The following is a 26,266-nucleotide window of genomic DNA, read 5'->3' as shown; positions in this document are numbered from 1 at the left end:
GAAATCTGACTGTTCAGCGTAGTTGTTAAACAGGATTCTTATTATCATTTCAATATGTTAGAGATTATCAATCGTATTGAAAAATAGTTTATATAGTTTAATAATTAAATATGCATTCTGATTAAATATATTCAATTAGAAATAAATTATTTTATTGGCTATTAAGTTATAAGAATAACAGATTATTTAATGAGTTTTATTTAATATAGATATTATAGTTCTAAATTACATTAATATATTAATAAAAAATTCTGAACAAAATCTTAACTTTTCTCTTTGAAATCAGTTGAAAAAAGCAAAAAACAGGATTGGCGCATGAATGTGAAATTATTCTTACATAGTAATTAAACGCGATTAATTGGATTAATTAAATGCCAATGTTGTTAACAAAATACCAAAATTATCATTAATTTTCGTACATATGAATATTTAGACAAAAATTAAAAGCGCACAAGCGCACACTAGCCTACGTTCTTTCAGGAGAAGGTAGACATATGTTGAATTGGGTATTGACTAATATTCAGGAATCACCGGTTATTCTGATGTTTCTGTCGTTAAGTCTGGGTTATTTGCTGGGCAATATACGCTTCGGTAAGTTCCAGCTCGGCGGGGTTGCCGGTTCCCTGCTGGTGGCAGTGGTTTTGAGCCTGCTCAATGTTCACATTGATTCTGGTCTTAAGGCATTGCTGTTTACTTTATTTATTTACGCTGTGGGTTATGAAAGCGGTCCTCAGTTTTTCCGTTCACTGGGTGTAAAAACTCTGCGTGAAATTTTTCTGGCATTGTTTATCGCCATTACCGGCTTTATTACGGTAATGATTATGGCACGCCTGTTCCATCTGGATAAAGGTCTGGCCGCTGGTCTGGCTGCCGGTGGTTTAACCCAGTCTGCAATTCTGGGTACGGCTGCCGATGCTCTGACACATATGGGTCTGCCTGCCGATCAGTTACAGCAGTTACAGGCTAATGTAGCTATTGGTTATGCGGTGACATATATCTTTGGTTCTCTTGGCGCAATCATAATTTGTATGAATGTGTTACCGAAAATCATGGGTCGGGATATTCGTGATGATGCGGTAGCTGCTGAAGCTGAACAACTGAAAGGTGCTATGGCACTGGAAGGTAATCAGGGGATGGCAATTACACAGATGGTGGGACGTATCTATGTGGTTGAACATGATATTCAGAAATCTATTAAAGATATTGAATTAGAAAATCTGGGTATTACGATTGAACGCATTAAACGTCACGGTAATCTGATTGACTGTACTCCGTCTACGATTCTGAAACGGGAAGACATCATCCTGATTGTTGGTCGTCGTGAAGCTGTGACTTCTGTCAGCACTTTATTCGGCCGCGAACTGGATGCCGAGCCGGGTCTGGAAGTCATTGTTGATACTAAAAATGTGGTTTTCCGCAACCCTGAGTATGCGAATAAAACCATGGCTGAAATTCGTTCCAAAGTTCATATGAGCGATAAAGATTTTGAAATTCAGCATGGTATCTATCTGATTGAACTGCATCGCAATGGTGAAAAAGTGGATCTGACACCTGACACAGAGTTCAAACTGGGCGATGTAATGACCATTTACGGTTCTACCAGTGATATTAACCGTGTTGTACACATTATCGGTGCACCTATTACGGTTAACAGTAAAACTGACTGGGCTTATCACGGTATGGGTGTAGTACTTGGTCTGATTATCGGCTGGGTAGTAATTCGTATCGGCAATATTCCGATTACGCTTGGTGCCGGTGGTGGTGCATTGTTATCCGGTCTTTTCTTTGGCTGGCTGCGTGCCCGTAAACAGACATTCGGCAATATGCCTGCTGCGGCTTCTCAGTTTATGAAGGACTTCGGTCTGGCCGGCTTCGTATCTGTTGTGGGTCTGCAATCAGGTTTACAGGCAATTACCACTATTAAAGAACATGGTCTGACTCTGTTCCTGATCGGTGTGGTGGTTACTCTGGTTCCGATGATTCTGGCTATTTTCTTTGGTCGCTATGTGCTCCGTTATGACAATGCAGCTGTATTTGCAGGTGCCTTGGCTGGTTCACGCAGTGCCAATCCTGCATTTGGTGAAGTTCTGGATAAAGCTGGCAATGCAATTCCGACTACTCCATTTGCCGTTACATATGCATTAGCCAATGTGTTCCTGACATTGTTAGGTCCGTTGATTGTGGCTCTTGTTTGATATGTGCTTTAACTTCTTGAGGAAACTATTATGACTTCAAAACATGATTTTGAAAAATATGCTAATTTAAGCCCGTTTGAGTTGAAAAATCACTTGATTGATCTGGCACAGAGCCGCAACGATCGGATGATGCTGAACGCCGGTCGTGGCAACCCTAACTTTTTAGCTACTTTACCACGCAATGCCTTTTTTGAATTAGGTTTGTTTGCTGCAGAAGAGTCTGAAATTTCTTTCTCTTTCCTGGATCAGAATATCGGCGGCATGCCGTTTAAAGATGATCTGATGGCACGCTTTGACGACTTTATCCGTCGTAACCGCCACAAACCAGGCGTTGATTTTCTGAGCAAAGCCATGTCTTATGTACGTGACCAGCTTGGCTACAATCAGCATCAGTTCCTGTTGGAAATGACCGAAGGTATTTTGGGTTGCAATTATCCTGTACCTGACCGTATGCTGCGCTTGTCTGAAGAAATCGTTAAAACCTATATTCTGGAAGAAATGGGTGCTAAAACGATGTCTAATGACGATATCGATCTGTTTGCAACTGAAGGTGGTACTGCTGCTATGGCATACATTTTCAGTTCACTGAAACAGAATGGTCTGATTCGTCATGGCGATAAAATTGCTCTGGGCGCACCAATTTTCACACCCTATCTGGAAATTCCTGAACTGAACGATTATGAACTGGAAGAAGTTCTGATCAATGCTGATCCGAAACTGGACTGGCAGTATCCTGAAAGTGAATTGCGCAAACTGGAAGATCCTTCAATCAAAGCATTCTATCTGGTTAACCCATCCAATCCGCCTTCAGTGAAAATGGACGACCGCAGTCTGCAGATTATTGCTGACATCGTGAAAAAACGTCCTGACCTGATTATTCTGACTGATGACGTATACGGTACATTTGCTGAGAACTTTGAATCTCTGTTTACTCTGTGCCCGTACAACACTATTTTAGTGTACTCTTTCTCTAAATACTTCGGTGCTACCGGCTGGCGCTTGGGTGTCATTGCCATGGCCAAAGAAAATGTACTGGACAAGAAAATTGCTGAGCTGCCTGAAGAAGAACGTCAGGTATTGCACAAACGTTATCTGTCTATTACTCCGGAACCGGAAAAACTGAAACTGATCGACCGTATGGTTGCTGACAGCCGTGCTGTTGCTCTGAACCACACAGCTGGTTTGTCTACACCACAACAGGTGCAGATGGTACTGTTCTCTCTGGCCGAAATGATGGATACCAAGAAACAGTATAAAGATGCTCTGATGGCTCTGATTCGCAACCGCAGTGCTGCCATGTACAAACAGCTGGGTATTAAACATGAGTTTAATGAAAACAGTGTGGATTACTACACTCTGGTTGATATGGAAGATACTGCACGTCAGCTGTATGGTGATGAGTTTGCTGAATGGGTTGTTAAAACCAAAAATCCGAATGAACTGCTGTTCAGAATTGCGGATGAATCCGGCGTAGTATTGTTACCGGGTAAAGGTTTTGCCGTACGTCACCCATCCGGTCGTGTTTCATTAGCCAATCTGAATGAATACCAGTACAAAGCTATTGGTGCATCTCTGCATAAACTGGCTTGTGAATATCATGAAGAATTTAAAGCTAGCAAGTAATTAATTTTACCCTAGCTTAAATCAGCGCCGCACTGTTTGTGCGGCGCTATTATATTTGCTTTGACTATATCCTAAATCAAAAATCTGATGAATGGAGATCCTTATATAATTGGATATCTACCGGAAAAAACCGTATAGTTTAACCGGTTCATTCTGATTTTATTGTATGTGAGGAGAATAAAATTGCGAGTACATTTTATTATTCATCAGGATTATGAAGAAGCTGCAGCTTGTGAAGAATGGGCAATCAGCAGAGATTATCAGATTTCGCATTCAAGAGTTTATCTTGGCGACAAATTACCCGAATCTGCAGCCGGTTTCGATATGCTGATTATTATGGGGGGGCCGCAATCACCAGTTACGACAATTGAGGAATGTCCCTATTTCGACACTAGAGCAGAGCAAAGTCTGATTCTCAGTGCTATTAATAATGGTAAGGCTGTGCTTGGTATTTGTTTAGGTGCCCAATTAATCGGGCAGGCTTTGAACGGAATGTATGAACACAGTCCTGATAAAGAAATTGGTTATTTTCCAATCTATTTAACTGAAGCAGGTATGGCGGATGAACTTATCTCTCATTTTGATAAAGAAATGCTGGTGGCACACTGGCATGGTGATATGCCGGGTCTGACCGAACAGGCACAAGTGCTTGCCTATAGTAAAGGTTGTCCGCGTCAGATTATCCGTTATGCACCGTTGGTATACGGTTTTCAGTGTCATCTGGAACTGAATGCAAAAGCTATTGATAAATTAATTGCAGCTTCTGCATCTGAATTAGAGAAAGCAGCTGATTATCCTTTTATTCAGACAGCAGAGGAAATCAGATATTTTGATTATTCTGTTATGAACCAGCAGCTTTTTATTTTTATGGATAAATTGATGCGGCTATATCAAAATAATATTGAATAGCTTAGCAGGAAGGTATGATTTATCGGTGAAAGAATCGGGAAACAGCTGTTTCAGCCTGAGCTTTAAGTGTGGGTGTGATGGCTTTTTGCAGCTGTCTGCATACCATGGTAATAACCGCAATATCATCTGTAAATCCTATTGGTCCGAGTAAATCGGGAATCAGATCTACAGGACTGAGAAAATAGAGCAGGGCACCCAATATCAGCATTTTACTGCGTAGCGGTGTTTCTGCTGATTTAAAGAGCAGATATAAGGTGTATAGCTGCACCATTACGGGTTTACCCAGAATTAAGGCATTTTTACTAAGCTTTGTAAAAAAGCTTTTTTCATTGAACTGATTATGTCCGATATTGACATTTTTATGTAACCAACTCATCGCTATATGCTTTCATTTGCAGATTATATCTGTATGGTTTATTTTAAAGCAGCGGGTGAAAGAACGACTTTTAGCCGTGCCTGATGGCGCTGTTGATAAAAACGGACATCAAACCACCAAAAAGCTGATTTTTTCACTGACCAGAATTGCTGCGGTAACCAGATGCCGTTGAGCAAATAAGCGCAGAACTGACCTATCCAAGGTTGATGACCTACCCATATCTGTGCGGAAGAAGCAGCGTTCTGCTGTTGCAGAAAAGTAGCGAGATTAAGCGGATGGCTGTCAGGATTCAGTAATTTATTAATAGTCAAAGGCTGTTTAAGAAATTCTGCAGTTTGCTGTGCTCTTACTGCTTCTGAGCAGAAAACTTGAAAGTTATCCGGTAAATGCTGATGCAACCATTGAGCACTGGACTTTGCCTGCTGCTGACCTTTAATTGTTAATCTTCGTGCCATATCATTGCGGCTGTCTTCAGCCTCGGCATGACGCCATAAAATTAAATCCATATCTTACTCCTTTGGATTATGGTTTCAGAGTGCAGTTAGCTGTTATGCTTATGCTACAATTATTTGGTTTGCCGGCTTCTTTCTGATAGTAGTAGCATCAGTAGTGTTCTGGCAATGTGGCTGAGGCTATCTTTGTATTTTTTAATCATGCATTAACATTGAAAGACAGGTGTGAATCGATTTTCTGTAGAAAGGAAACTGCAAGATAAAAAAAACGGGCAGTTGGCTGAGCGCTTTCAAGTCTATACACAGTTAATGCGTATAGACCGGCCGATTGGTACGTTATTGCTGTTATGGCCAACCTGGTGGGCTTTATGGATTGCTGCAGACGGATATCCGGACTGGTTAATCGTGCTGCTGTTTACAATCGGCACTTTTTTAATGCGTAGTGCCGGTTGCGTGATTAATGATTATGCAGACCGCGATTTTGACGGTGCTGTTGATCGTACCTGTCAGCGACCTTTTGCTTTAAAAAAGGTAAGTAAAAAAGAAGCGCTCATACTGACATTACTATTGTGTATTTTATCTGCATTCTGTTTGCTGCCTATGAATCGGCTTACCTGGCTGATGAGTATTCCCGCACTATTTCTAGCCATGACATATCCGTTTACTAAACGTTTTTTTCCATTACCGCAGTTATATCTTGGTCTGACATTTTCGTTTGGGATACCTATGGCGTTTGCAGCGATAAATAATCATGTGCCGATGATTGCGTGGATTTTACTGGCTGCCAATACATTGTGGACGTTAGCTTATGACACTATATATGCCATGGCAGATAAGGAAGATGATTTAAAAATCGGCATTCATACATCTGCAATTACATTTGGTAATCATGATATTACTGCTGTTATGTTGTGTCATGTTGGGTTTGATCTGCTGATGATTCTGGCTGGCTGGCAGATTCACGCCACTATCTGGTACTGGCTGGCACTGGTAATTGTATCTGTTTTGCAGTATTGTCAGTGGCTCAATATTCGTACGAGAGACCGCAAAATATGCTTTACCATGTTTGTTCGTAATAACCGGATTGGTCTTATCCTGTTTATTGGATTGCTTCTGCATTACTGGATAGGCAAATCATGAACAATGAAAGCATTATCGGGTAGAAATAAGAGATAATTTTGTAATTTGATTGTATTGAAATAAATTGCATCTGAATCAGCAAAGTAAATTAGTCCCCTTTCCGGATTAGCCGGCTGTACAGTGCAGTTTGATAGGAATTGAATATGAGCATGAGTTTAATTGGGGATATTTTACCGGTTTCACATGTGGTTCTTGATTTAAATGTAAGTAGTAAGAAACGTCTGTTTGAAGAAGCCGGTCAATTATTATCCGCAGAGGCAGGTTTGTCGCAGGAAGATGTTTTTAATTGTTTGTTTGCACGCGAAAAGCTGGGCTCAACCGCACTAGGTAAGGGTGTGGCCATTCCGCACGGGCGTACCGGTGCAGTGAAGGATACGGTAGGTGCGTTTTTCCGTCTGCAGACACCCATCGCATTTGATGCTCCGGATGAGCAACCCGTCAGTCTGGTATTTATACTATTGGTACCGGAAAATGCATCAAGCAAGCATTTGAATGTTTTATCGGAACTGGCCGGAAAATTTTCACAAAAATCTGTACGCAATGCATTATTGTCTGCTACCAGTGCCGAAAGTGTGCGTGAAATACTGATAGCAGAACAGGTATAAGGAAACATTACTATGCCCAGTATTTCGGTACGGCGCTTATATCATGACAATCAGACAAAACTGAAACTTGCATGGTCTGCCGGCACAGCCGGTGCGGATAACCGTATCAGTATTGACGCCGATAAGCCGGTACTGGCGCTGGTAGGACATCTGAATTTTATTCATCCCAATCAGGTGCAGGTAATCGGGATTGCAGAAGTCGAGTATCTGAATAAAATTGAAGCGGGTGAAATCAAAACCACGCTTAATGAATTGTTCGATTTGACTATGTCTCTGATCATAGTCGCAAATGATTTACCTGTGCCCTATATGCTGCGTGATTATTGTCATACGCATAATGTACCTTTGCTGACATCCAAAACAGAAAGCCCTTTTCTGATGGATGTTCTGCGAATTTATCTGCAGAGAGTGCTGGCAGCTTCTACAGTTAAATACGGCGTATTTCTGGATGTATTTGAAGTTGGTGTGCTGATAACCGGTCAGTCAGGTCTGGGTAAAAGCGAACTTGCGCTGGAGCTGATATCACGCGGACATGGCTTGGTGGCAGATGATGCGGTGGAGTTATACCGTATCGGGCCGGAAACACTTGAAGGCCGCTGTCCGGCTATGCTGAAAGATTTTCTTGAGGTGCGCGGTCTTGGTGTTTTGAATATACGGGCAATTTTCGGTGAAACTGCTGTACGGCCCAAAAAGCAGTTACAGCTGATAATCAATCTGGTACTGGCCGATGATACCCATATGCAAAGGATTGACCGTCTGAGTATAAAAAGTGAAACTGAAAGTATTCTCAACGTATCTATTCGCAGTGTTACTCTGCCGGTAGCAGTGGGTCGAAATCTGGCTGTATTGGTAGAGGCTGCTGTGAGTAATTTTATTTTACAAATGCGTGGTCAGGACAGTACCAAGCAATTTCTGGATCGTCATAATTCAATGCTGAAAGAGGATGCGGTGAATCATGAGGATAGTATTGATTAGCGGATTATCCGGTTCCGGAAAATCCATTGCTTTACGTTTACTGGAAGATGTTGGCTTTGTCTGTGTTGATAATTTACCGGTAAAGCTGTTGCCCGGTCTGATTGAACACTATGCAGCCAGTCATGTAGCGCAACTTGGCGTAAGCGTAGATATCCGTTCACGCTTCAACCCTGCAGATGTATTGGAATTGGTCACACAGTTACGTACTCTGGGACATCAGGTAGATTTGCTGTTTTTAACTTCTTCAGTAGCCGTTTTACTGCGCCGGTTTTCAGAAACACGCCGCAGCCATCCATTGGCACGGGAACATAAAACATTAAGTGAGAGTGTTTCTGCTGAACAGCAATACATGTCCACTTTGCAAAGCCATGCTTATGTAATAGATACTTCATTACTGAATGTACCGCAATTGCGCCGTCAGATTCAGCAATGGTTGCACTTGCCCGTAGCGCCAATGCGTGTTGTTCTGGAGTCTTTTGGTTATAAGTTTGGTGTACCTGCCGGTCTTGATTTCGTTTTTGATGTGCGTTTTTTACCTAATCCCTATTACGATTTCCACTTACGTCCGTATAGTGGTCTGGATGAACCTGTAAAGACATTTTTTTCCGGACAGCCAGTTATGGCAGAAATGATAGATGATTTATCCGGTTTTCTATTGCGCTGGTTACCGCACATGGAAAAAGAAAGTCGCAGTTATGTTAATATTGGCATCGGCTGTACTGGTGGTCAGCATCGTTCTGTTTATATTGTAGAAGCACTGGCAAACAGGTTAAATGCTTATTCAGTATTGATTCGGCACAGACAGTTAGAATTAAGTAATCATTCTGAAAAAACGGTATAATACGCATTATGCGTTATTCAGGCAGCCTGATGTCAGGCTGCCTGAATGTTTTCAGTTTTGATATTTTTGATTTCAGACAAGGACAGTTTATGGCTATTCAGTGGTACCCCGGGCATATGAACAAAGCCAAAAAAGTCATTGCCGAACGGATAAAATGCGTGGATATGGTAATTGAAGTGCTGGATGCACGCCTGCCTGCTTCTAGTGCCAATCCTTTACTGGCAAAACTGTCCGGGAATAAACCAAAATTAAAAATTCTGAACAAGCAGGACTTAGCTGATCCCGAGCGCACAGAGTTGTGGCTGGCTGATTACCGTTCCCAGCCTAATACTAATGTCTTGGCACTGGATGCATCAGAAAAGCAGGCCGCTAACAGAATTATTGCGGCCAGCCGCGCACTGGTTCCTAACCGCCACGGTTTGGACAGACCGCTGAGAGTGCTTATTTGCGGTATTCCCAATGTAGGTAAATCTACCCTGATTAATGGCATGCTGGGTAAACGCAGCGCCAAAACCGGTAATGAGCCGGGTATTACTAAGGCTGAACAGCGACTGATACTGGCTGATGATTTCTGGTTATACGACACGCCCGGAATGTTATGGCCGAAAATTATAGTTGAGGAGGCCGGTTATAATTTAGCTGCCAGTGGTGCCGTGGGTCGTAATGCCCTGGATGAAGAGGTGGTAGCACTGGAATTACTGGATTATCTGCGCCGGCATTATTTGCCGTTACTACAGCAACGCTATCAGGCCGACTTGAGCGAAAGCCCGCACTGGCTTGATGATCAATGGTTAGAATGGGTAGGTAAAAAGCGTGGTGCATTATTAAGTGGCGGGCGCATTGATTACCAGAAAGCTGCTGAACGCCTGCTGACCGATTTTCGTGACGGACTAATCGGGCGTATTACATTGGAAACACCCAATCAGTGGGCAGTTTGGTTGAAAAAAGGTCAGCAACATGAAGCACAACTTAAGGCAGAACGGGCAGCCAGAAAAGCTGCGCGCAAAGGTTAATTTTTATAGATTATTTAAAACGGATTTCAATTTAAGTATAGAAATATATGACTATGAATCAATCTGTTTCTATCGAAGCATTAATTGAAGCTGCATTGCTGACGCAAAGTGAGGCACTAAGTGAAAAAACTTTGTCTGCGCTTACTGATCCGCCTTTATCATCAGATGAGTTAACCAGCATACTGGAAGCACTGCAAATACGCTGGCAGGAAAGGGCACTTAATCTGGTGCATAGTGCTGAGGGCTGGCGCTTTCAGGTTACTCATGCTGCTTATCCCCGTTTGGCCAGTCTGGATGTTCAGCGCACCCCTCGTTATTCCCGTGCTGTACTGGAAACATTGGCCATCATTGCCTACCAGCAGCCGGTAACGCGAAGTGATATTGAGGCTATCCGTGGTGTTGCTGTCTCAAGTAATGTTTTACAAACATTACAGGATCGAGGCTGGATAGAAATTATCGGACAGCGTGATAGCCTGGGAAGGCCAAATTTATGGGCTACCACAGATGGCTTTCTGAGTGATTTACAGCTGGAAGATTTAAGCCAGTTACCACCATTAACAGAATTGGGTGAGCTTGTCTTACCTGATTTAAATGAACCTGCCGTAGATCAGTCTACCGCAGAAGAACTGTCTGAAGACAGATAGGAGTATATGAATGAATCAAGCCAAGAAAAAATTAACTAAACGCCAGATACGCGACGGAGTAGCCAGTAAAAGCAATAAACATGTTTCCGGGCGGCACTCCGGCAATAAGACCAAATCAGCTCTCAGGCAGCAAAATAATACAGGTGGTAAAGCGGATAGTTCTGTAATTACAGCTAATACAAAAACGAAAGTACAGCGTGCCAAAAAACTGGTGCAGCGTACGCCTAATCAAGAAATTCAGCAACGGGCACGGATGCTGAAAGACCAGCGTATCAGTCTGGAAAAAATGGAGCCTGTGAGACTGCAAAAAGCTCTTGCCGCTTCTGGTGCCGGTTCAAGACGGGAAATGGAACAGTGGATTAGCCAGGGGCTGGTACGTATTAACGGTAAAGTGGCTCAATTGGGAGACAAAATCACACCGGATGATGAAGTCAGTGTGCGCGGTTCTGCTATTAATATCAAATGGCCGGATCGTTTGCCGCGCATTATGGTTTATTACAAACAAGAAGGTGAAATTGTCAGCCGTGATGATCCGCAGGGGCGGGTCAGTGTATTTGACCGCTTGCCTCAGACAGCCAGCAGTCGCTGGGTAGCTATTGGTCGTCTGGATATCAATACATGCGGGTTATTGATATTAACCACTTCCGGCGAATTGGTTAACCGGTTTGCTCATCCGAGTTTTGAAGTAGAACGCGAATATGCTGTTCGTGTTCTGGGTGAACTGAGTGAAGAACAGAAACAGAGTTTGCTCAATGGTGTCGAACTAGAAGATGGTATTGCTCAGGCTCAGCATCTGTGGGAACAGGGTGGTGAGGGAGCGAATAAATGGTACAACATCATCATTAAAGAGGGTCGCAACCGAGAGGTAAGGCGTTTATTTGAAAGTCAGGGACTGACCGTAAGCCGGCTGGTTCGTGTGCGTTTCGGACCGATTGCTTTACCAAATAGGCTGAAACGTGGTCAGTATTACGAACTGAATGAATTTGAAGTAGCCAATATTATGAAATGGGCTGGTTTATATCAGTCTGAGTCTTCAAAAAAACGGTAAATATAGAGCTTTTTTGGAGGTTATAAATGGCTCCACTTTATGTTATATCTAATTAATCAGTGTATATTTTTTTTTACATTAAGTTGAATATTGATTGATTTGTGTCAATAAATAGTGTCTTTTTTTACACAACCTGATTAAATGCTTTGTGTTCTTTTGCTAATCGGCGCAATATATATTGCAAATTAATTTTTGCATTATTTGCTTGGTTGTCCACATTCAAGAAAATGGAGTCATAATGATTTCACCAATGAAAGTGCCAGAAATCGAACACCGCACATTTGAATTGACACATTACGATGGTGTAAAACGCACGGTATATTGTACTGATGTAGAAACAGAGTTTCCTGATGGCTGTCTGATTACTTCCAGAACAGATCTGAAGGGAATTATCACTCATGCAAATGAAGTATTTGTACACATGAGTGGCTGGTCGCGCGATGAACTGATGGGTGCCGAGCACTATATTTTACGCCATCCTGATATGCCCAAAGTAGCTTATAAAGATTTGTGGGATACTGTAGAGCAAGGAAAAAAATGGCATGGCTATGTAAAAAACCTGCGTAAAGACGGTGGTTTTTACTGGGTTTACGCTACAATAGTACCCAATATCCGCGATGGTGTTATTGAAGGTTATACCTCTGTACGACGCAAACCTTCCCGCAGTAAAGTATTAGAAATGCAGGCATTATATGAAGGTCTCATGAAAGAAGAGCGGGGTAACTCATGACTATCAATTTTTTAATTGCCCCAGATTTTCCTCCTGAATACTATGCCGGTTGGCATTTTCTTAATACTCGCCTGCAACGGCTGATTGATGCACCGGTGCATTTATCAATGGCCAGCAATGCTGAAGAAGAACAGCAGGAAATTGATAAGGATAATGTTGATATTATCTATGCTAATCCGTTCAATGCTTCCAAGCTCATTCGCGAACTTGGTTATTTGCCGGTAGTAAAGCCTGTCAATTGTTTTGATGAGATGGTTATTGCCAGTAGTGCAGACAGTGAGATCAAATCACTTGCCGATATCAAGCCCGGTATGTCAATTCTGTGTACCGAGAATTACGATGTTAAACTAATTGCTTTGCGACTGTTGGAAGCCGTAGATATAGAAGAAAAAGATTTAACATGGATTAAAAGTGAATCTTTCGCAGCTGTTGCCCGCGGACTGATACAGAATCAGGGTAATATTGGTTTATTTATGTCCTCTGCCTATCATAAACTGACTGCTATTACACGAAGTCGCTTAAATCTTTTAATTGAAAGTAAAATCAATGATTTATATCATTTGATTTTATTGCATCCGCGTAATGCAGAAATGCTGGAAAACTTACAGAATGCATTTAGTACTATGCATGATACTCCGGCTGGTGAAATGCTGCTGGAGGACTTGGGTTTAAATGACGGCTTTGAAGTATTGAAAAAAGAAGATGTGGAATTATTAATCGATCTGATTGAAACATTACGCGATTAAAGTTTTTAAAAGCAATTTTATTTTATAATTGTCGACGCAACTTGTTTATAAAACGAGTTGCGTTGTTTTTTGATTTAAGTAATTGTAATTTGTGTGGGCTGTATTATTTTGCAAACTAAAAGTACTGTACCAAAATTATTTTTGGCGCCTATGCAGGGTTTAATAGATGCGCCAATGCGCGATCTGTTAACACGCATTGGCGGATTTGATGTTTGTGTTACTGAATTTGTGCGCATAACTCATACCATTCATGGTCGCTCTATCTGGCTGAAATATATGCCTGAACTGACAAATAATAATCAAACTCAGTCTGGTGCTGCTGTAGCCGTACAGATATTAGGAAGTGATGCAGATAATATGGCACTGAATGCTCAAAAGGTAGTTGAACTGGGGGCTACCCATATTGATTTAAATTTTGGTTGCCCGGCTCCTACAGTTAACCAGCATCAGGGTGGTGCAGTTCTCCTGCAGTATCCGGATAAAATTGAACAAATAGTAGCCAAAGTACGCAAAAGCCTGCCAGATAAAATTATGCTGAGTGCCAAAATGCGTCTGGGTTATGAAAATAAAGATCTGGCTCTGGATTGTGCACAGGCCATAGAACAGGGTGGTGCAGAACAGCTAACAGTACATGCACGTACAAAAATCGAAGGATACCGGCCTCCCGCTCATTGGGAATGGATAGGACGTATTAATCAGGCAGTTTGTATTCCGGTTATTGCTAATGGTGATGTATTTACACTGGCTGATTATCAGAAAATCCGTGCTGTTAGTAATTGTACAGATGTTATGCTGGGGCGCGGGGCAATTCAATGTCCGGATCTGGCACGGCAAATTGCTGCCTATAATCATGGGCAAGTAATATCTGCTCTATCATGGCAAGAAATTCTGCCGTGGATTAATGATTTTTTTAATATTTGCTGTAATAAAGTCACCGAGGGTTCTGCTTATCCGGTATCCAGACTAAAACAATGGCTGGGCATGCTTAAATTAAATTACCCTGAAGCAGGAAAGTTATTTACCCAGCTGCGTACTTTAACAGCCGTTAATCAAATCAGTCAGGTTCTTAATCAGCAATTAGAAGAAAGCCAGAATATTGTATGAGTTATAAAATTATACAATCTGCCAGTAATAATGAACTGAAGCATTTGTCCAAATTAATTGCTCAGTCTCATTACCGTCGTCAGCATCAGCTTGCTGTACTGGAAGGTGTTCATCTGATTGAAACATTCATTCAGGCAGGATATTTAATTCAGGCATTATATTTACCGCAACAGCGTATTCATGACTCGGAAATTTCTGATTTACTCGCAGCAATTCCGGCACATCAGGTTGTACTGGTTGCGAACAATTTGCTAGATAAAATCAGTGATTTAGTTAATTCAAGAGAACCTGTAGCAATAGTGAAGCTACCGGAGGTTGTATCTGCATCAGATATTCAGGATGTTATTCTTTTAGAAAGAGTACAGGATCCCGGTAATACCGGTACCATTTTACGCAGTGCTCTGGCTGCCGGTGTTCATAATATTGTACTGAGCAAAGATAGTGTTGATGTCTGGTCGCCTAAAGTCTTACGTGCAGCAATGGGCGCTCATGCCTATCTGAATATACAGACTGTTTCCGATTTAACAGCCTGGTGTACAGATTATGCCTATCCGTTGTATGCTACGGTATTGAGTCCTGAGTCTCATAGTCTTTATACATTAAATCTGAACGAACCTGCCGGCTGGATATTCGGCAATGAAGGAAGCGGACTGAGTGCAAAAATGCTACAAGCAGCTTCCAGACACGTAATTATTCCCATGACCGGTCAGACTGAATCACTTAACGTGGCTATGGCTGCAACTATTTGTTTATTTGAACAACAGCGGCAGCGGCTTTTGGTAAACACCCTGCCAAACAATTAATATTTTTATTTTTCGGGTCTGATTTGCAGATACCGGAATGAAACCAGGGCAGTTATCAGCAGCAAACCCGGCGGACAAATGCTCTGTTTGATGTTATCCTGCTAATCTTGCAGAACGTGGATATATAAGATATTTCAAGCATGAATAAACGTATTGTAACGATTGTTGCTGCCTTAGTGGCGGTTGTATTACTGATTTTACTGGGTTTGCCATACTATCTGGGTATTAAAGCCCAGCAAAGTCTTGACGAACAGCGTGCTTTACTAGCCAAAAATTCTTTTCTGCTGATTGAAAAGCAGAACTATGAACGCGGCTGGTTTAGCTCAACAGAGACTATGCAGATTCGCTTTAAACCCAGTTTTTTTGCCGGTGTACAGCAACAGTTACCGGATAATGTACGCACGGTACTGCAACAACCGATTACTTTGGTTAATCATGTACATCATGGATTATTTGCCGGCAGTATTCGTCCTGTACGGGCTCATGTAGAAACTGAGCTGCAGTTCACGCCTCAGGCAAAACAGATACTTGATCGTTTTTTTGGTCAGAACGCGCCGCTAAAGCTTGAAAATACTATTAATCTAAGTGGAAGCGGACAAATGCACGTTGCGATTCCGAAATTCAATTATGAAGAGTTATCCGGAATTAAAATCAATTGGCAGGGGCTGGATTCAACAATTGATTATGCTAAAGATTTTAATAGTTATGATAGCCATACTGTCAGTCCCGGCCTGGATGTGATTCTGGCGACTAAAGGACATGCGTTTTATCAGGATTTAAAGCTGAACAGCCATACAGAACATGGTAAAACATCACTGGCTTTAGGTAATAGTGATCTGAGTATCAAAAACATTACATTTATCTGGAATGATGTATCAGATAACAGTATCCGTTTAGATCAGCTGGTTAATCTGGTAACTAATTTGCAGATAGGTGCATTTATTAGTCCGGCTGGTAGCAGTATTCCTGCCAAAATTAACATTCAGGATCTGAAACTGGCTACTTCTACTCAGGAAAAAGATCAGTGGATTAATAGTAATGGTAAATTTGGTTTTGCTAAATTAGAGTATGGCAATGATGTTTATGGTCCGCTGGATATTGATGCATCTGCCGAACACCTGGATGCAGCCAGTCTGGTGGCAATCAATAACAAAATTACTCAGTTATCAACTCAGAATCTGAATAATGAGCAACTTAGCGCAGCAATTGTATCTGCTGTGCGTAATGAGGGGCAGGGACTGTTTACTCATGACCCGCTTATTAAACTGAACAGTTTTAAATTGCAAATGCCGCAGGGCTTAATAGATATACATGGCAGCCTTGGTTTCAAAAACCTGCTTGCGTCTGATATGCAGCAGTTTGGATTAATGCTGAATAAAACTGAGTCAGAAATGGACTTTGCCATTCCTCAGGCAGTAATGGAAAATTTTGCTATCAGTCAGGCACGTGCCTTTTTTACGGTGGATGCCAGTGCTGGAGGTCCGGAAGCTCTTGAAGATATTGACCAGACAATCCGCTTGATGATTGATAGTGCGGTTAAATCCATGCAGACCAAAGGCTATATACAGGTCGACAATGGGGTTATTAAAACTCATCTGAAATTAATGGGTGGTAAGCTTTATCTGAATGGCAAAATGTGGAATAACGAATCAGAACCTGAGCCGGATTATGCTGAATTGCCGGCAGCGTCTGAAACTGCTTCTGTACCTCAAGTTACCGCTAATCACTAACTACCATTAGTATAAAAACCTCTTAATCTTGCTGATTAAGAGGTTTTTATTAATTTATATATCTAATTTCAGTATAGATAATTATTGACCTCTCAAAAATAAAGCATCCAAATCCTGCAAGCGAAGTTTTACCCATGTTGGGCGACCATGATTACACTGATTAGCACGTTCTGTATTTTCCATATCGCGCAGTAATGCATTCATCTCCGGTAAAGTTAATTTACGTCCTGCACGTACTGAACCGTGACAGGCTAAAGTGGATAGAATGCGGTTTTCCCGTTCCCTGATGACTTCGCTACTGCCAATTTTCATTAAATCATCCAAAACTTCTTGTACCAGCAGCTTAATATCGCTTTTTACCAACATAGCCGGTACGGTATGCACCACCAATTGCTGATGATTTTCAACTGAAATATTCAGACCATAATCTTGTAAAGTAGCGGCATATTCATTTGCCAGAGCAATTTCTTCATGGCTGGCATTAAAGCGGATTGGAATCAGTAATGTCTGACTGCTTACTTTACCAGTTGCATCACGCTGTTGCTTCATTTTTTCATAATTTACCCGTTCGGCACTAGCATGCATATCGACCAGAATAAGTGCGTCTTCTGCTTGTGCCAGAATATATATATCAAGTAGCTGGGCAATAGCATATCCCAGTGGGGGAATTATCGTTTCATTCGCCTGTACTGATTGATAAGTAGAATTTATACCGCGTACTTGCTCCAAGCTGGCCAGTTCATTATCAATTTCTGCTGATTGTGGGATACTGATTGTATTGTTTTCAAATACTGGTTCTGATTTATATAATTCAGCATAAGTATTCAGAGCACTCTGTGATTCTTTTAAACTCAGATTGCGCTGAACTGGTGTATGGCTTCGCTGATATGGTGCCGGAGAGTGTATTGCAGTATTGATTTTATTAGAACCAAATACTTGTTGAACTTCAGCCGGCTGTTTTTGCATAATATCTTTGAGTGCTGTTTCCGGCTGGGATACAGAGGTGGTATGACTAGCATTAGTAGAAGCCAGACATTTATTCAAAGTATGAAATACAAGCTGATGTACAGCCTGACCCTGGCGGAAACGCACTTCAGTTTTGGTTGGATGGACATTTGCATCAACTTCGGTAGGCGGCAAGGTAAGAAACAGGATAAATGCAGGTGTTAAGGCCTGATGTAAAACATCGTTATATGCCTGTTTAACTGCATGCAGAATAATTTTATCCCGTACAAATCGCTGATTGACAAAAATATATTGCTGGCTGGTTTTGCCATGTGTAAAAGTGGGTTTACCAATGAGTCCGTGTAAACGCATTTCATTGAGTTTTTCGTCAACACTCAGGCTGGCAGCAGTAAAATCTGTTCCCATAATGGCTGAGCAGCGCTCTTGCAGGGATTGCGCAGGCAATGAAAGTATATTTTTATTATTATGCTGTAAACTGAATGCTACTTCAGGATGAGCCAGTGCCAGACGTTCTACCATGGTACGGCAATGTGCAAACTCAGTTGCAGGTGATTTAAGAAACTGACGCCTTGCCGGTGTGTTGAAAAAAAGTTCAACTACATCAACAGTTGTACCAGTGGAATGTGCAGCTGGTTTAACATCACTGAGTTTGCCGTCTTCTGCGTAAATCTGAGTTGCGTGATTATCTGTATCTGTACGACTGGTCAGAGTCAGGCGGCTGACTGAGGCAATGCTGGCCAGACCTTCACCACGAAAACCCATGCTTACTACTTTTTCCAGATCTTCCAGAGAACTGATTTTACTCGTTGCATGGCGATGTAAAGCTAGCGGAATATCTGTCTTATCTATGCCCTGGCCATCATCAGTAACGGACAAGCGTTTGATACCACCGGCTTCCAGCTGAATATCAATATGGCTGGCTCCCGCATCCAGACTGTTTTCAATTATTTCTTTCAGTGCATTGGCCGGACGTTCAATCACTTCTCCGGCAGCTATCTGGTTAATTAAATGATCGGGTAATACATGTATCTGACTCATAACATGCCTGTAATATCGTTATTAACAGCAGAAAAAAATATTTAATTTTGCTTTGAAGCTGCAAATCTGTGGCGCAGTATTTCTATAACAGCCGGCAATAAAGAAACAGCAATGATAATAATCAGTGCCAGAGAAAGATTCTGTTTAATGAATGGCAGATTACCAAAAAAATACCCAGCATAAGAAAACAGCACAACCCAGAGGATAGCACCAATACAGTTATAGCGTATAAAATGACCATAATGCATATGTCCCATTCCGGCTACAAACGGTGCGAATGTACGCACTATTGGGACAAAACGGGCAATGATAATCGTCTTTCCGCCATGCTTTGCATAAAATTCCTGTGTTTTGTGTAAATAAATTTGTTTGAATATTTTCGAATGCGGATTTGCAAACAGATGGGCACCAAATTTTTTTCCGATTGAAAAATTTACGGCATCACCGATGATAGCGGCAGCCAGTAACAACACAACCATAAAATGCACATTCATCTCGCCTATAGCAGCGATTCCACCGGCTGCAAATAACAGGGAATCCCCAGGCAGAAACGGAGTAACTACCAATCCGGTTTCACAAAAAATCAAAGCAAACAGAATTACATAAATCCATATTCCATATTGAGTCACAATAAATTGCAGGTGCTGATCAATATGTAAAATGAAATCTATCAGAGTTGAGATTATATTCATGAAGGATAGCAAAGAAATAAATGATGGTATTTTAACGCAAAGCATTCGTTAACAGCAGGTATATGCATGCTAAAATTAAAATCATAATCATCAGCCCTTTTTTTCAGGCTGATTCTGACTAATTTACACTGATGAATATGCTATGAGCCAATATGTATACTCAATGCTGCGCGTAAGTAAAACCGTGCCGCCACAAAAACAGATTATCAAGGATATTTCTTTATCTTTCTTTCCCGGTGCCAAAATTGGTTTGCTGGGACTTAATGGTGCAGGGAAATCCACTGTTTTAAAAATTATGGCCGGAGTGGATACCGAATTTGAAGGTGAAGCCATTCCAATGAGTGGTATTAAAATCGGCTATTTACCACAGGAACCCCAGCTTGATGCTGATAAAACGGTGAGAGAAGAAGTGGAATCCGGCTTAGGGGATGTGGCCGGTGCACAGAAAAAACTGGAAGAAGTATATGCAGCCTATGCAGAGCCGGATGCTGATTTTGATGCGCTGGCTGAAGAGCAGGCACGGCTGGAAGCTATTATCGCGGCAGGGGCCGGAGATAATTTAGAACATCAGCTGGAAATTGCTGCTGATGCACTGCGGTTACCAGAATGGGATGCACGGATTGGTAATTTGTCCGGTGGGGAAAAACGCAGGGTTGCATTATGTAAATTGCTATTAAGTAAGCCGGATATGCTGTTACTGGATGAACCGACTAATCACCTTGATGCAGAATCAGTAGAATGGCTGGAACAGTTTCTGGTTCGTTTTCCGGGTACAGTAGTAGCTGTTACGCATGACCGCTATTTTCTGGATAATGCTGCAGAGTGGATTCTGGAATTAGACCGGGGGCATGGTATTCCATGGAAAGGTAACTATAGTTCATGGCTGGAACAAAAAGAAGCCCGACTGGAGAACGAAGCTAAAACCGAGGCCGCAAGAATTAAAGCCATGAAGCAAGAGCTTGAGTGGGTAAGACAGAATGCGCGTGGGCGTCAGGCTAAATCTAAAGCGCGTCTGGCGCGTTTTGAAGAAATGAGTAATTACGAATATCAGAAACGTAATGAAACTCAGGAAATATTTATTCCGGTAGCCGAGCGTCTAGGTAATGAGGTGATTGAATTTGAGCATGTCAGCAAAAGTTTTGGTGATAAATTACTCATTGATGATTTAAGTTTTAAAATTCCGCCTGGTGCCATTGTTGGGATTATCGGACCAAACGGAGCCGGTAAATCTACACTATTCAAACTGATTACCGGACAGGAAGAGCCGGATACGGGTGAGGTAAAGATTGGTCAGACAGTAAAATTATCAATTGTTGATCAGAGCCGTCACGGTCTGCATGATGATAAAAACGTATTTGATGAAATAGCAGAAGGGCGTGATATTTTACAGGTAGGACAATTTGAAATTCCTGCCCGAGCCTATCTGGGCAGATTCAACTTTAAAGGCAGTGACCAGAGTAAAATTGTAGGAAAACTATCCGGAGGTGAGCGCGGTCGCCTGCATCTGGCCAAAACTTTAATTTCCGGTGGTAATGTATTGCTGCTGGATGAACCATCTAATGATCTGGATGTGGAAACTCTGCGTGCACTTGAAGAGGCATTACTGGAATTTGCCGGCAGCGTACTTGTCGTTTCACATGATCGCTGGTTTCTTGACCGGATTGCCACACATATTCTGGCTGCTGAAGGTGAATCAAAATGGGTATTTTTTGATGGCAATTATCAGGAGTATGAAACTGATAAAAAACGTCGTCTGGGAGAGGAAGGTGCAAAACCCAAACGCATTCGCTATAAACCGGTAATTCGCTAGTTTGTCTGGCCGGACATGTTGATTTCAGATGCCGTATATTTGTCCGGCTAATATTTCACTTTTTAAAATAAATCTTCTTGATACAGAATTTTTCAATAATTATTCAATATTTGAAATACTTGAAAAAAACTGGTTTAGCACCATTTTAACATCCAATTTAATTGCATATTTCCAGGAAAGATTGAGGCATTACATGGCTGAAATTTATGATTCTGCTCCGTTACAGCCAACCACGATGGCAATGTTGCCTTTGCGTGATGTTGTCGTTTACCCGCATATGGTATTGCCCCTTTTTGTAGGACGTGAAAAATCCATAGCGGCTCTGGATGCTGCCATGGAGCATGATGAACCGGTATTTTTGCTGGCACAGAAAAACGCAGATACTGACGAGCCACATGCTGAAGACATGTATGACATGGGCACAGTAGCCAGTATTCTGCAAGTGCTTAAATTACCCGATGGTACGGTTAAAGTACTTGTGGAAGGTCTTTACCGGGCTAAGGTACAGTATATTGATGAAAGCGGGCCATATGTTGAGGCTCATATAGAAAAATGTACGGATGCCATTGAAGAGGATAAACACGATGATGAGGCATTACGTCGTACATTATTATCCCAGTTTGAACAGTTGGCAAAATTGAATAAAAAAATTCCGGCAGAAGTCATTACTACTATTAACGGTATCGATACTCTTAGCCGTCTGGCTGATACTATTGCTGCCCACTTGCAGCTGAAACTTGATCAGCGTCAGCAAATCCTTGCTATGACCAATGTGACTGCGCGTCTGGAACATTTACTTCATTTGCTTGAGTCTGAGCTGGATATCCTTCAGGTAGAAAAACGTATTCGCGGGCGAGTAAAGCGGCAAATGGAAAAGTCGCAGCGTGAATATTATCTGAATGAACAGGTAAAAGCGATTCAGAAAGAGCTGGGTGAAGAAGATGATGATTTGGCTAATCTTGAAACGCAGATTCGCCAGGCTGGTATGAGCAAAGAGGCAGAAGAAAAATGTCTGTCTGAATTCAAAAAATTGTGCATGATGCCTCCGATGTCAGCTGAATCAACAGTTGTTCGTAATTATATAGATACGCTGCTTGAATTACCGTGGAAAAAGAAATCTAAGGTAAGCAAAGATATTGTCAAAGCCGATATGATTCTGAATGCCGACCACTATGGTCTCGAAAAAGTTAAAGAACGCATTCTTGAATATCTTGCAGTACAAAAACGCATGAATCAGCTTAAAGGTCCTATTTTATGTCTGGTCGGCCCTCCAGGTGTAGGTAAAACATCACTGGGTGAATCCATTGCTAAAGCGACCGGAAGAAAATATGTTCGTATGGCGTTAGGTGGTGTGCATGATGAAAGTGAAATTCGTGGTCACCGGCGAACTTATATCGGCTCAATGCCCGGTAAAATTCTGCAAAACATGGCCAAGGTTGGTGTTAAAAACCCACTATTTTTACTCGATGAAATTGATAAATTAGGTAATGATTTCAGGGGTGATCCTGCTAGTGCTTTACTTGAAGTGCTTGATCCTGAACAAAACCATTCTTTTTCTGACCATTATGCAGAGGTTGAATTTGATTTATCAGATGTGATGTTTATTGCTACCTCTAATAGTATGAACATTCCGTCTCCGCTATTAGACCGTATGGAAATTATTCGTCTTTCCGGTTATACCGAAGACGAAAAAATCAATATTGCCATGAAATATCTGGTAGCGAAACAGATCAAGCAAAATGGTGTACGCGACGGTGAAATCTGCATTGAGGAATCAGCTGTACGCGATATTATCCGTTATTACACCCGTGAAGCCGGTGTACGTTCACTTGATCGTGAAATAGCCAAAATTTGCCGTAAAGTAGTAATGAAGCAAGCGGTTGCAGCAGAAAATACCAGTAAAGGTAAAAAAACTAAAGCAAAACCAGAAACGATTGTCATTAATGCAGATAATTTACATGACTATCTTGGTGTCCGCCGCTTTGATTATGGAGTAGCGGAAAATGAAAACCGTATTGGTCAGGTAACAGGACTAGCCTGGACAGAAGTAGGTGGTGAGCTTTTAACTATTGAAGCCAGCAAATTTCGTGGTAAAGGCAATATTCTGCGTACCGGTAAGCTGGGTGATGTGATGCAGGAATCTGTCAGCGCTGCGTGGAGTGTTGTTCGTTCACGGGCTGAAAGTCTGGGTATCGAGCCTGATTTTTATGAAAAAAATGATATTCACGTTCATGTTCCTGAAGGTGCTACGCCGAAAGATGGTCCGAGTGCGGGTAGTGCTATAACTCTAGCTTTAGTTTCTGCTTTCACCGGTATCCCGGTACGTGCGGATGTAGCCATGACTGGCGAAATTACTCTGCGAGGAGAAATTCTGCCAATTGGCGGGCTGAAAGAAAAGCTGCTGGCTGCTTTACGCGGCGGAATAAAGCATGTGCTGATTCCGAAAGACAATGTTAAAGATCTGGAAGAAATTCCGGCTAACATCTGTGAACAGCTGACTATTCACCCGGTACAGTGGATAGATGAAGTACTTAATCTGGGGTTGGCTTATCCGCCCAGCCCGTGGCAAAGTACACCTGAAGAAAGTTTAATAGCTAAATCGGCGCCTAAGTCAACAACAAAAACTGTAAAACACTGAGTATGCAGCCATTCACCAACACTAATGGTGAATGGCTTTGTTTTTGGCATGATTTAACTCAATGTAGTTGTGTCGACGCTTGACATAAAGAATTTGGGCTTGTTATAAAGTAATCGTAATGTATTGTTCAGTTTTTGCCATAAAGGAAATGGTCGGAAACTGAAAATCATATGAACATAACAACAGAAAGGGACTTTATTGTGAATAAGTCTGAATTGATTGAAGCTATTGCTCAGGAAGCCGATTTACCTAAAGCTTCTGCAGCAAAGGCTCTGGACGGTATGATTAGCTCTGTTACTAAAGCACTGAAAAGTGGTGATACTGTAACTTTAGTGGGTTTCGGTACATTTTATGTTGGTGAACGTGCTGCACGTGCCGGACGTAACCCGAAAACTGGCGAGCCATTGCAAATCAAAGCAGCCAAAACTCCTAAGTTCCGTGCAGGTAAAGCACTGAAAGATGCTCTTTGATTTGAATTTTGTAATCAAGCTGGGCGGGATATTTTCCCGCCCTTTTTATTGTTTGTCGCTTTTGTGCATTAATTCTTTAATCAACATGGTTTAGCTTAATAAAAAAAGTTACAATATCGCTCTGTCTGTTTTAAATAAAGTTAACTGAATCTCATGTTTCATATTGTAGAAAAATATAAAACCCCGGCTCAGATTATTCTAGGCGCGATTTGTCTAAGTTTTGTATTTGCAGGTGGCTATTCACTGGCTGTTCCCGGTTCTGACTATGTCAGCAAAGTAGGTGACATAAAAATTAAAATAAACGACGTCAATGATTTTCAGCGGCGTCTACAGAACGCATCTGGTAATCCGGTAAGTAAACAGCTTGCTTATGAAACACTGCGTGATCAGGCTTATATTCAGCAGGCTGCTAATGATATGAATATTAATGTTTCTATCAGCCAGATAAAACAGGTGATTGCATCTGATCCGAGTTTTCAGGAAAACGGAAAATTTGTAGAAGCCAAATATCGCGCATTTTTACAACAGTCAGGAATGACAGAAGAAGCTCTAATAGACGGTATGCGTAAACAGTACGCTATGCAGACTATGCTGAATCTTATGAAAGCCGGTAATCTGGTAAGTGACGTACAGGCCAGACAAATGATTAATCTGTTGCAATCTGCACGTCAGGTTCAAACAATTACCTTTCCTGCAGCAAATTTTGTCAGTCAGGTAGCTGTTGATGACAGCAAGCTGAAAGCTTATTACGAAGCGAATAAAAAACGTTATTATCTGCCGCAGGCTGTGAAATATGAATTTGTACAATTGTCTGCTGCAGAGCTGGGCGCTAAGGAAACAGTCAGTGAAGCTGAGCTACAGGAAGCATATAATCAGATTCCGACTTCCGCATCAGCTCCGAAACCCTCATTGGAAAGTGTAAAAGCACGATTAACTCAAGAGATTCAGATTCGTAAGGGTGCAGCTGTTGTTGCGAAAATGAAAGAAACTGTCAGTGATCTGGCATTTAATAACCCAAAAACATTACAGCCGATTAATGATAAGCTTGGTTTACAAATTCACAAGGTAGATCAGGGTTGGGTAACACGCGATATGGCCAATGCCAATCGGATGCCTAAAGCGTTGCAAGATGTTTTATTTGGAAATGATGTACTGGTAAAACGATATAATTCTGAACCAGTTGATTTGGGTAACGGAACATATTGGGTGGTACGTGCACTGGATGTACGTAAAGAACATCAGGCATCTTTTGCAGAGATTAAAGCTCAGATACAACAAGACTACATTGCCGAGGAATCCAAAAAGCTGGCGACAGCATCAGCTAAGCAGGCTCTGGAAAATTTAAATAAAGGTGACATTTCCAGTCTCTCATGGTCACCAAGTACAGATCTTACACCACAACAAGCTGTAGCGATGATGTCTAAGGATGATTTCCAGCTTTGGATTAAAGCCAAACCCGCAAACAATAAACCGGCATATATTTTACTTACCGATCAGCAAAATCCAGTATTGGTTAAAATTAATGCAATTAAACCACCTCAGGATATGGGTAATGTTTTGCCACAGGCTAAGCAAATTATCAGTGAAAATCTGGCACAGAACCTTGCTGTTGCTAATCTGCAATGGTTAAAAAATCGCTATAAAGTGAAGCAGGGTGTACAAAAGCTGGATACGGCTGACGAATAATAAAATGATTATTGACCTTATAAATTTTATAA

At 41.6% G+C, this 26,266-nt stretch carries 23 protein-coding genes; 19 read left to right on the top strand and 4 right to left on the bottom strand.

Going from position 1 to position 26,266, the window contains the following annotated elements; genetic code table 11:
* The first annotated feature begins 494 nt into the window (after positions 1-494).
* The 3 genes from aspT (at position 495) to GYY70_RS02980 (ending at position 4,727) form a co-directional block, all read left to right on the top strand.
* A complete protein-coding gene (aspT, locus tag GYY70_RS02990) occupies positions 495-2,195 on the top strand; it encodes an aspartate-alanine antiporter (RefSeq protein ID WP_084554107.1) in 1,701 nt (566 codons plus the stop codon).
* Positions 2,196-2,225: 30 nt separating this feature from the next.
* On the top strand, positions 2,226-3,818 hold the full coding sequence (locus GYY70_RS02985) for a bifunctional aspartate transaminase/aspartate 4-decarboxylase (protein ID WP_025330768.1): 1,593 nt from the start codon (positions 2,226-2,228) through the stop codon (positions 3,816-3,818).
* 183 nt (positions 3,819-4,001) lie between these two features.
* Positions 4,002-4,727, top strand: a complete 726-nt coding sequence (locus GYY70_RS02980; protein ID WP_174831250.1) for a glutamine amidotransferase — start codon at positions 4,002-4,004, stop codon at positions 4,725-4,727.
* A 19-nt stretch (positions 4,728-4,746) separates the two neighbouring features.
* Here the strand turns inward: GYY70_RS02980 and GYY70_RS02975 are convergent, their stop codons facing one another.
* On the bottom strand, positions 4,747-5,103 hold the full coding sequence (locus GYY70_RS02975) for a YkvA family protein (protein WP_174831249.1): 357 nt from the start codon (positions 5,101-5,103) through the stop codon (positions 4,747-4,749).
* A 38-nt stretch (positions 5,104-5,141) separates the two neighbouring features.
* A complete protein-coding gene (locus GYY70_RS02970) occupies positions 5,142-5,609 on the bottom strand; it encodes a histidine phosphatase family protein (RefSeq protein WP_084551968.1) in 468 nt (155 codons plus the stop codon).
* Between the two features lie 255 nt (positions 5,610-5,864).
* Between GYY70_RS02970 and ubiA the strand changes: the two genes are divergently transcribed.
* The 12 genes from ubiA to GYY70_RS02910 all read left to right on the top strand — a co-directional run bounded on the left by ubiA (position 5,865) and on the right by GYY70_RS02910 (position 16,934).
* A complete protein-coding gene (gene ubiA / locus GYY70_RS02965) occupies positions 5,865-6,695 on the top strand; it encodes a 4-hydroxybenzoate octaprenyltransferase (RefSeq protein ID WP_174831652.1) in 831 nt (276 codons plus the stop codon).
* Between the two features lie 149 nt (positions 6,696-6,844).
* A complete protein-coding gene (gene ptsN / locus GYY70_RS02960) occupies positions 6,845-7,300 on the top strand; it encodes a PTS IIA-like nitrogen regulatory protein PtsN (protein WP_174831651.1) in 456 nt (151 codons plus the stop codon).
* Between the two features lie 12 nt (positions 7,301-7,312).
* On the top strand, positions 7,313-8,275 hold the full coding sequence (gene hprK / locus GYY70_RS02955) for an HPr(Ser) kinase/phosphatase (RefSeq protein ID WP_025330762.1): 963 nt from the start codon (positions 7,313-7,315) through the stop codon (positions 8,273-8,275).
* On the top strand, positions 8,256-9,116 hold the full coding sequence (rapZ, locus tag GYY70_RS02950) for an RNase adapter RapZ (protein ID WP_025330761.1): 861 nt from the start codon (positions 8,256-8,258) through the stop codon (positions 9,114-9,116). The genes hprK and rapZ overlap by 20 nt, the downstream gene beginning before the upstream one ends.
* An 89-nt stretch (positions 9,117-9,205) precedes the next feature.
* Positions 9,206-10,129 (top strand): ribosome biogenesis GTPase YlqF, encoded by a 924-nt coding sequence (gene ylqF, locus GYY70_RS02945; RefSeq protein ID WP_037395238.1) that lies wholly within the window; start codon positions 9,206-9,208, stop codon positions 10,127-10,129.
* Positions 10,130-10,182: 53 nt separating this feature from the next.
* Positions 10,183-10,773, top strand: coding sequence for an SMC-Scp complex subunit ScpB (locus GYY70_RS02940; protein ID WP_174831650.1), 591 nt, complete (start codon positions 10,183-10,185; stop codon positions 10,771-10,773).
* 10 nt (positions 10,774-10,783) lie between these two features.
* Positions 10,784-11,821, top strand: a complete 1,038-nt coding sequence (locus GYY70_RS02935) for a pseudouridine synthase (RefSeq protein WP_174831248.1) — start codon at positions 10,784-10,786, stop codon at positions 11,819-11,821.
* A 238-nt stretch (positions 11,822-12,059) separates the two neighbouring features.
* Positions 12,060-12,551, top strand: a complete 492-nt coding sequence (locus GYY70_RS02930) for a PAS domain-containing protein (RefSeq protein ID WP_232332590.1) — start codon at positions 12,060-12,062, stop codon at positions 12,549-12,551.
* On the top strand, positions 12,548-13,297 hold the full coding sequence (locus tag GYY70_RS02925) for a phosphate/phosphite/phosphonate ABC transporter substrate-binding protein (RefSeq protein ID WP_025330757.1): 750 nt from the start codon (positions 12,548-12,550) through the stop codon (positions 13,295-13,297). Before GYY70_RS02930 ends, GYY70_RS02925 begins: the two co-directional genes overlap by 4 nt.
* A 150-nt stretch (positions 13,298-13,447) precedes the next feature.
* On the top strand, positions 13,448-14,401 hold the full coding sequence (locus GYY70_RS02920) for a tRNA-dihydrouridine synthase (RefSeq protein ID WP_174831247.1): 954 nt from the start codon (positions 13,448-13,450) through the stop codon (positions 14,399-14,401).
* A complete protein-coding gene (locus GYY70_RS02915; protein WP_174831246.1) occupies positions 14,398-15,204 on the top strand; it encodes an RNA methyltransferase in 807 nt (268 codons plus the stop codon). The genes GYY70_RS02920 and GYY70_RS02915 overlap by 4 nt, the downstream gene beginning before the upstream one ends.
* Before the next feature lie 140 nt (positions 15,205-15,344).
* On the top strand, positions 15,345-16,934 hold the full coding sequence (locus tag GYY70_RS02910) for a YdgA family protein (protein WP_174831245.1): 1,590 nt from the start codon (positions 15,345-15,347) through the stop codon (positions 16,932-16,934).
* 81 nt (positions 16,935-17,015) lie between these two features.
* On the opposite strand, the gene mutL is transcribed toward GYY70_RS02910, so the two are convergent.
* Entirely contained in the window at positions 17,016-18,938 is a 1,923-nt protein-coding gene (gene mutL, locus GYY70_RS02905) for a DNA mismatch repair endonuclease MutL (RefSeq protein ID WP_174831244.1), read from the bottom strand.
* Positions 18,939-18,979: 41 nt separating this feature from the next.
* A complete protein-coding gene (locus tag GYY70_RS02900; RefSeq protein WP_084554406.1) occupies positions 18,980-19,624 on the bottom strand; it encodes a DedA family protein in 645 nt (214 codons plus the stop codon).
* Between the two features lie 148 nt (positions 19,625-19,772).
* Between GYY70_RS02900 and ettA the strand changes: the two genes are divergently transcribed.
* From ettA to GYY70_RS02880, 4 genes are all read left to right on the top strand, one after another.
* Entirely contained in the window at positions 19,773-21,440 is a 1,668-nt protein-coding gene (gene ettA / locus GYY70_RS02895) for an energy-dependent translational throttle protein EttA (RefSeq protein ID WP_174831243.1), read from the top strand.
* Positions 21,441-21,633: 193 nt separating this feature from the next.
* Positions 21,634-24,078 carry an endopeptidase La gene (gene lon / locus GYY70_RS02890; RefSeq protein ID WP_370521137.1) on the top strand — a complete coding sequence of 815 codons (2,445 nt, stop codon included), beginning with the start codon at positions 21,634-21,636 and terminating at the stop codon, positions 24,076-24,078.
* A 200-nt stretch (positions 24,079-24,278) separates the two neighbouring features.
* Entirely contained in the window at positions 24,279-24,548 is a 270-nt protein-coding gene (locus GYY70_RS02885) for an HU family DNA-binding protein (protein WP_025330749.1), read from the top strand.
* A gap of 153 nt (positions 24,549-24,701) precedes the next feature.
* Positions 24,702-26,234, top strand: coding sequence for a peptidylprolyl isomerase (locus GYY70_RS02880; RefSeq protein ID WP_174831242.1), 1,533 nt, complete (start codon positions 24,702-24,704; stop codon positions 26,232-26,234).
* Positions 26,235-26,266: the final 32 nt, after the last annotated feature.

Source organism: Snodgrassella sp. ESL0324 (genome assembly GCF_013344955.1).
Taxonomy (GTDB): domain Bacteria; phylum Pseudomonadota; class Gammaproteobacteria; order Burkholderiales; family Neisseriaceae; genus Snodgrassella; species Snodgrassella alvi.
This window is presented reverse-complemented; position numbering and strand designations above follow the sequence as displayed.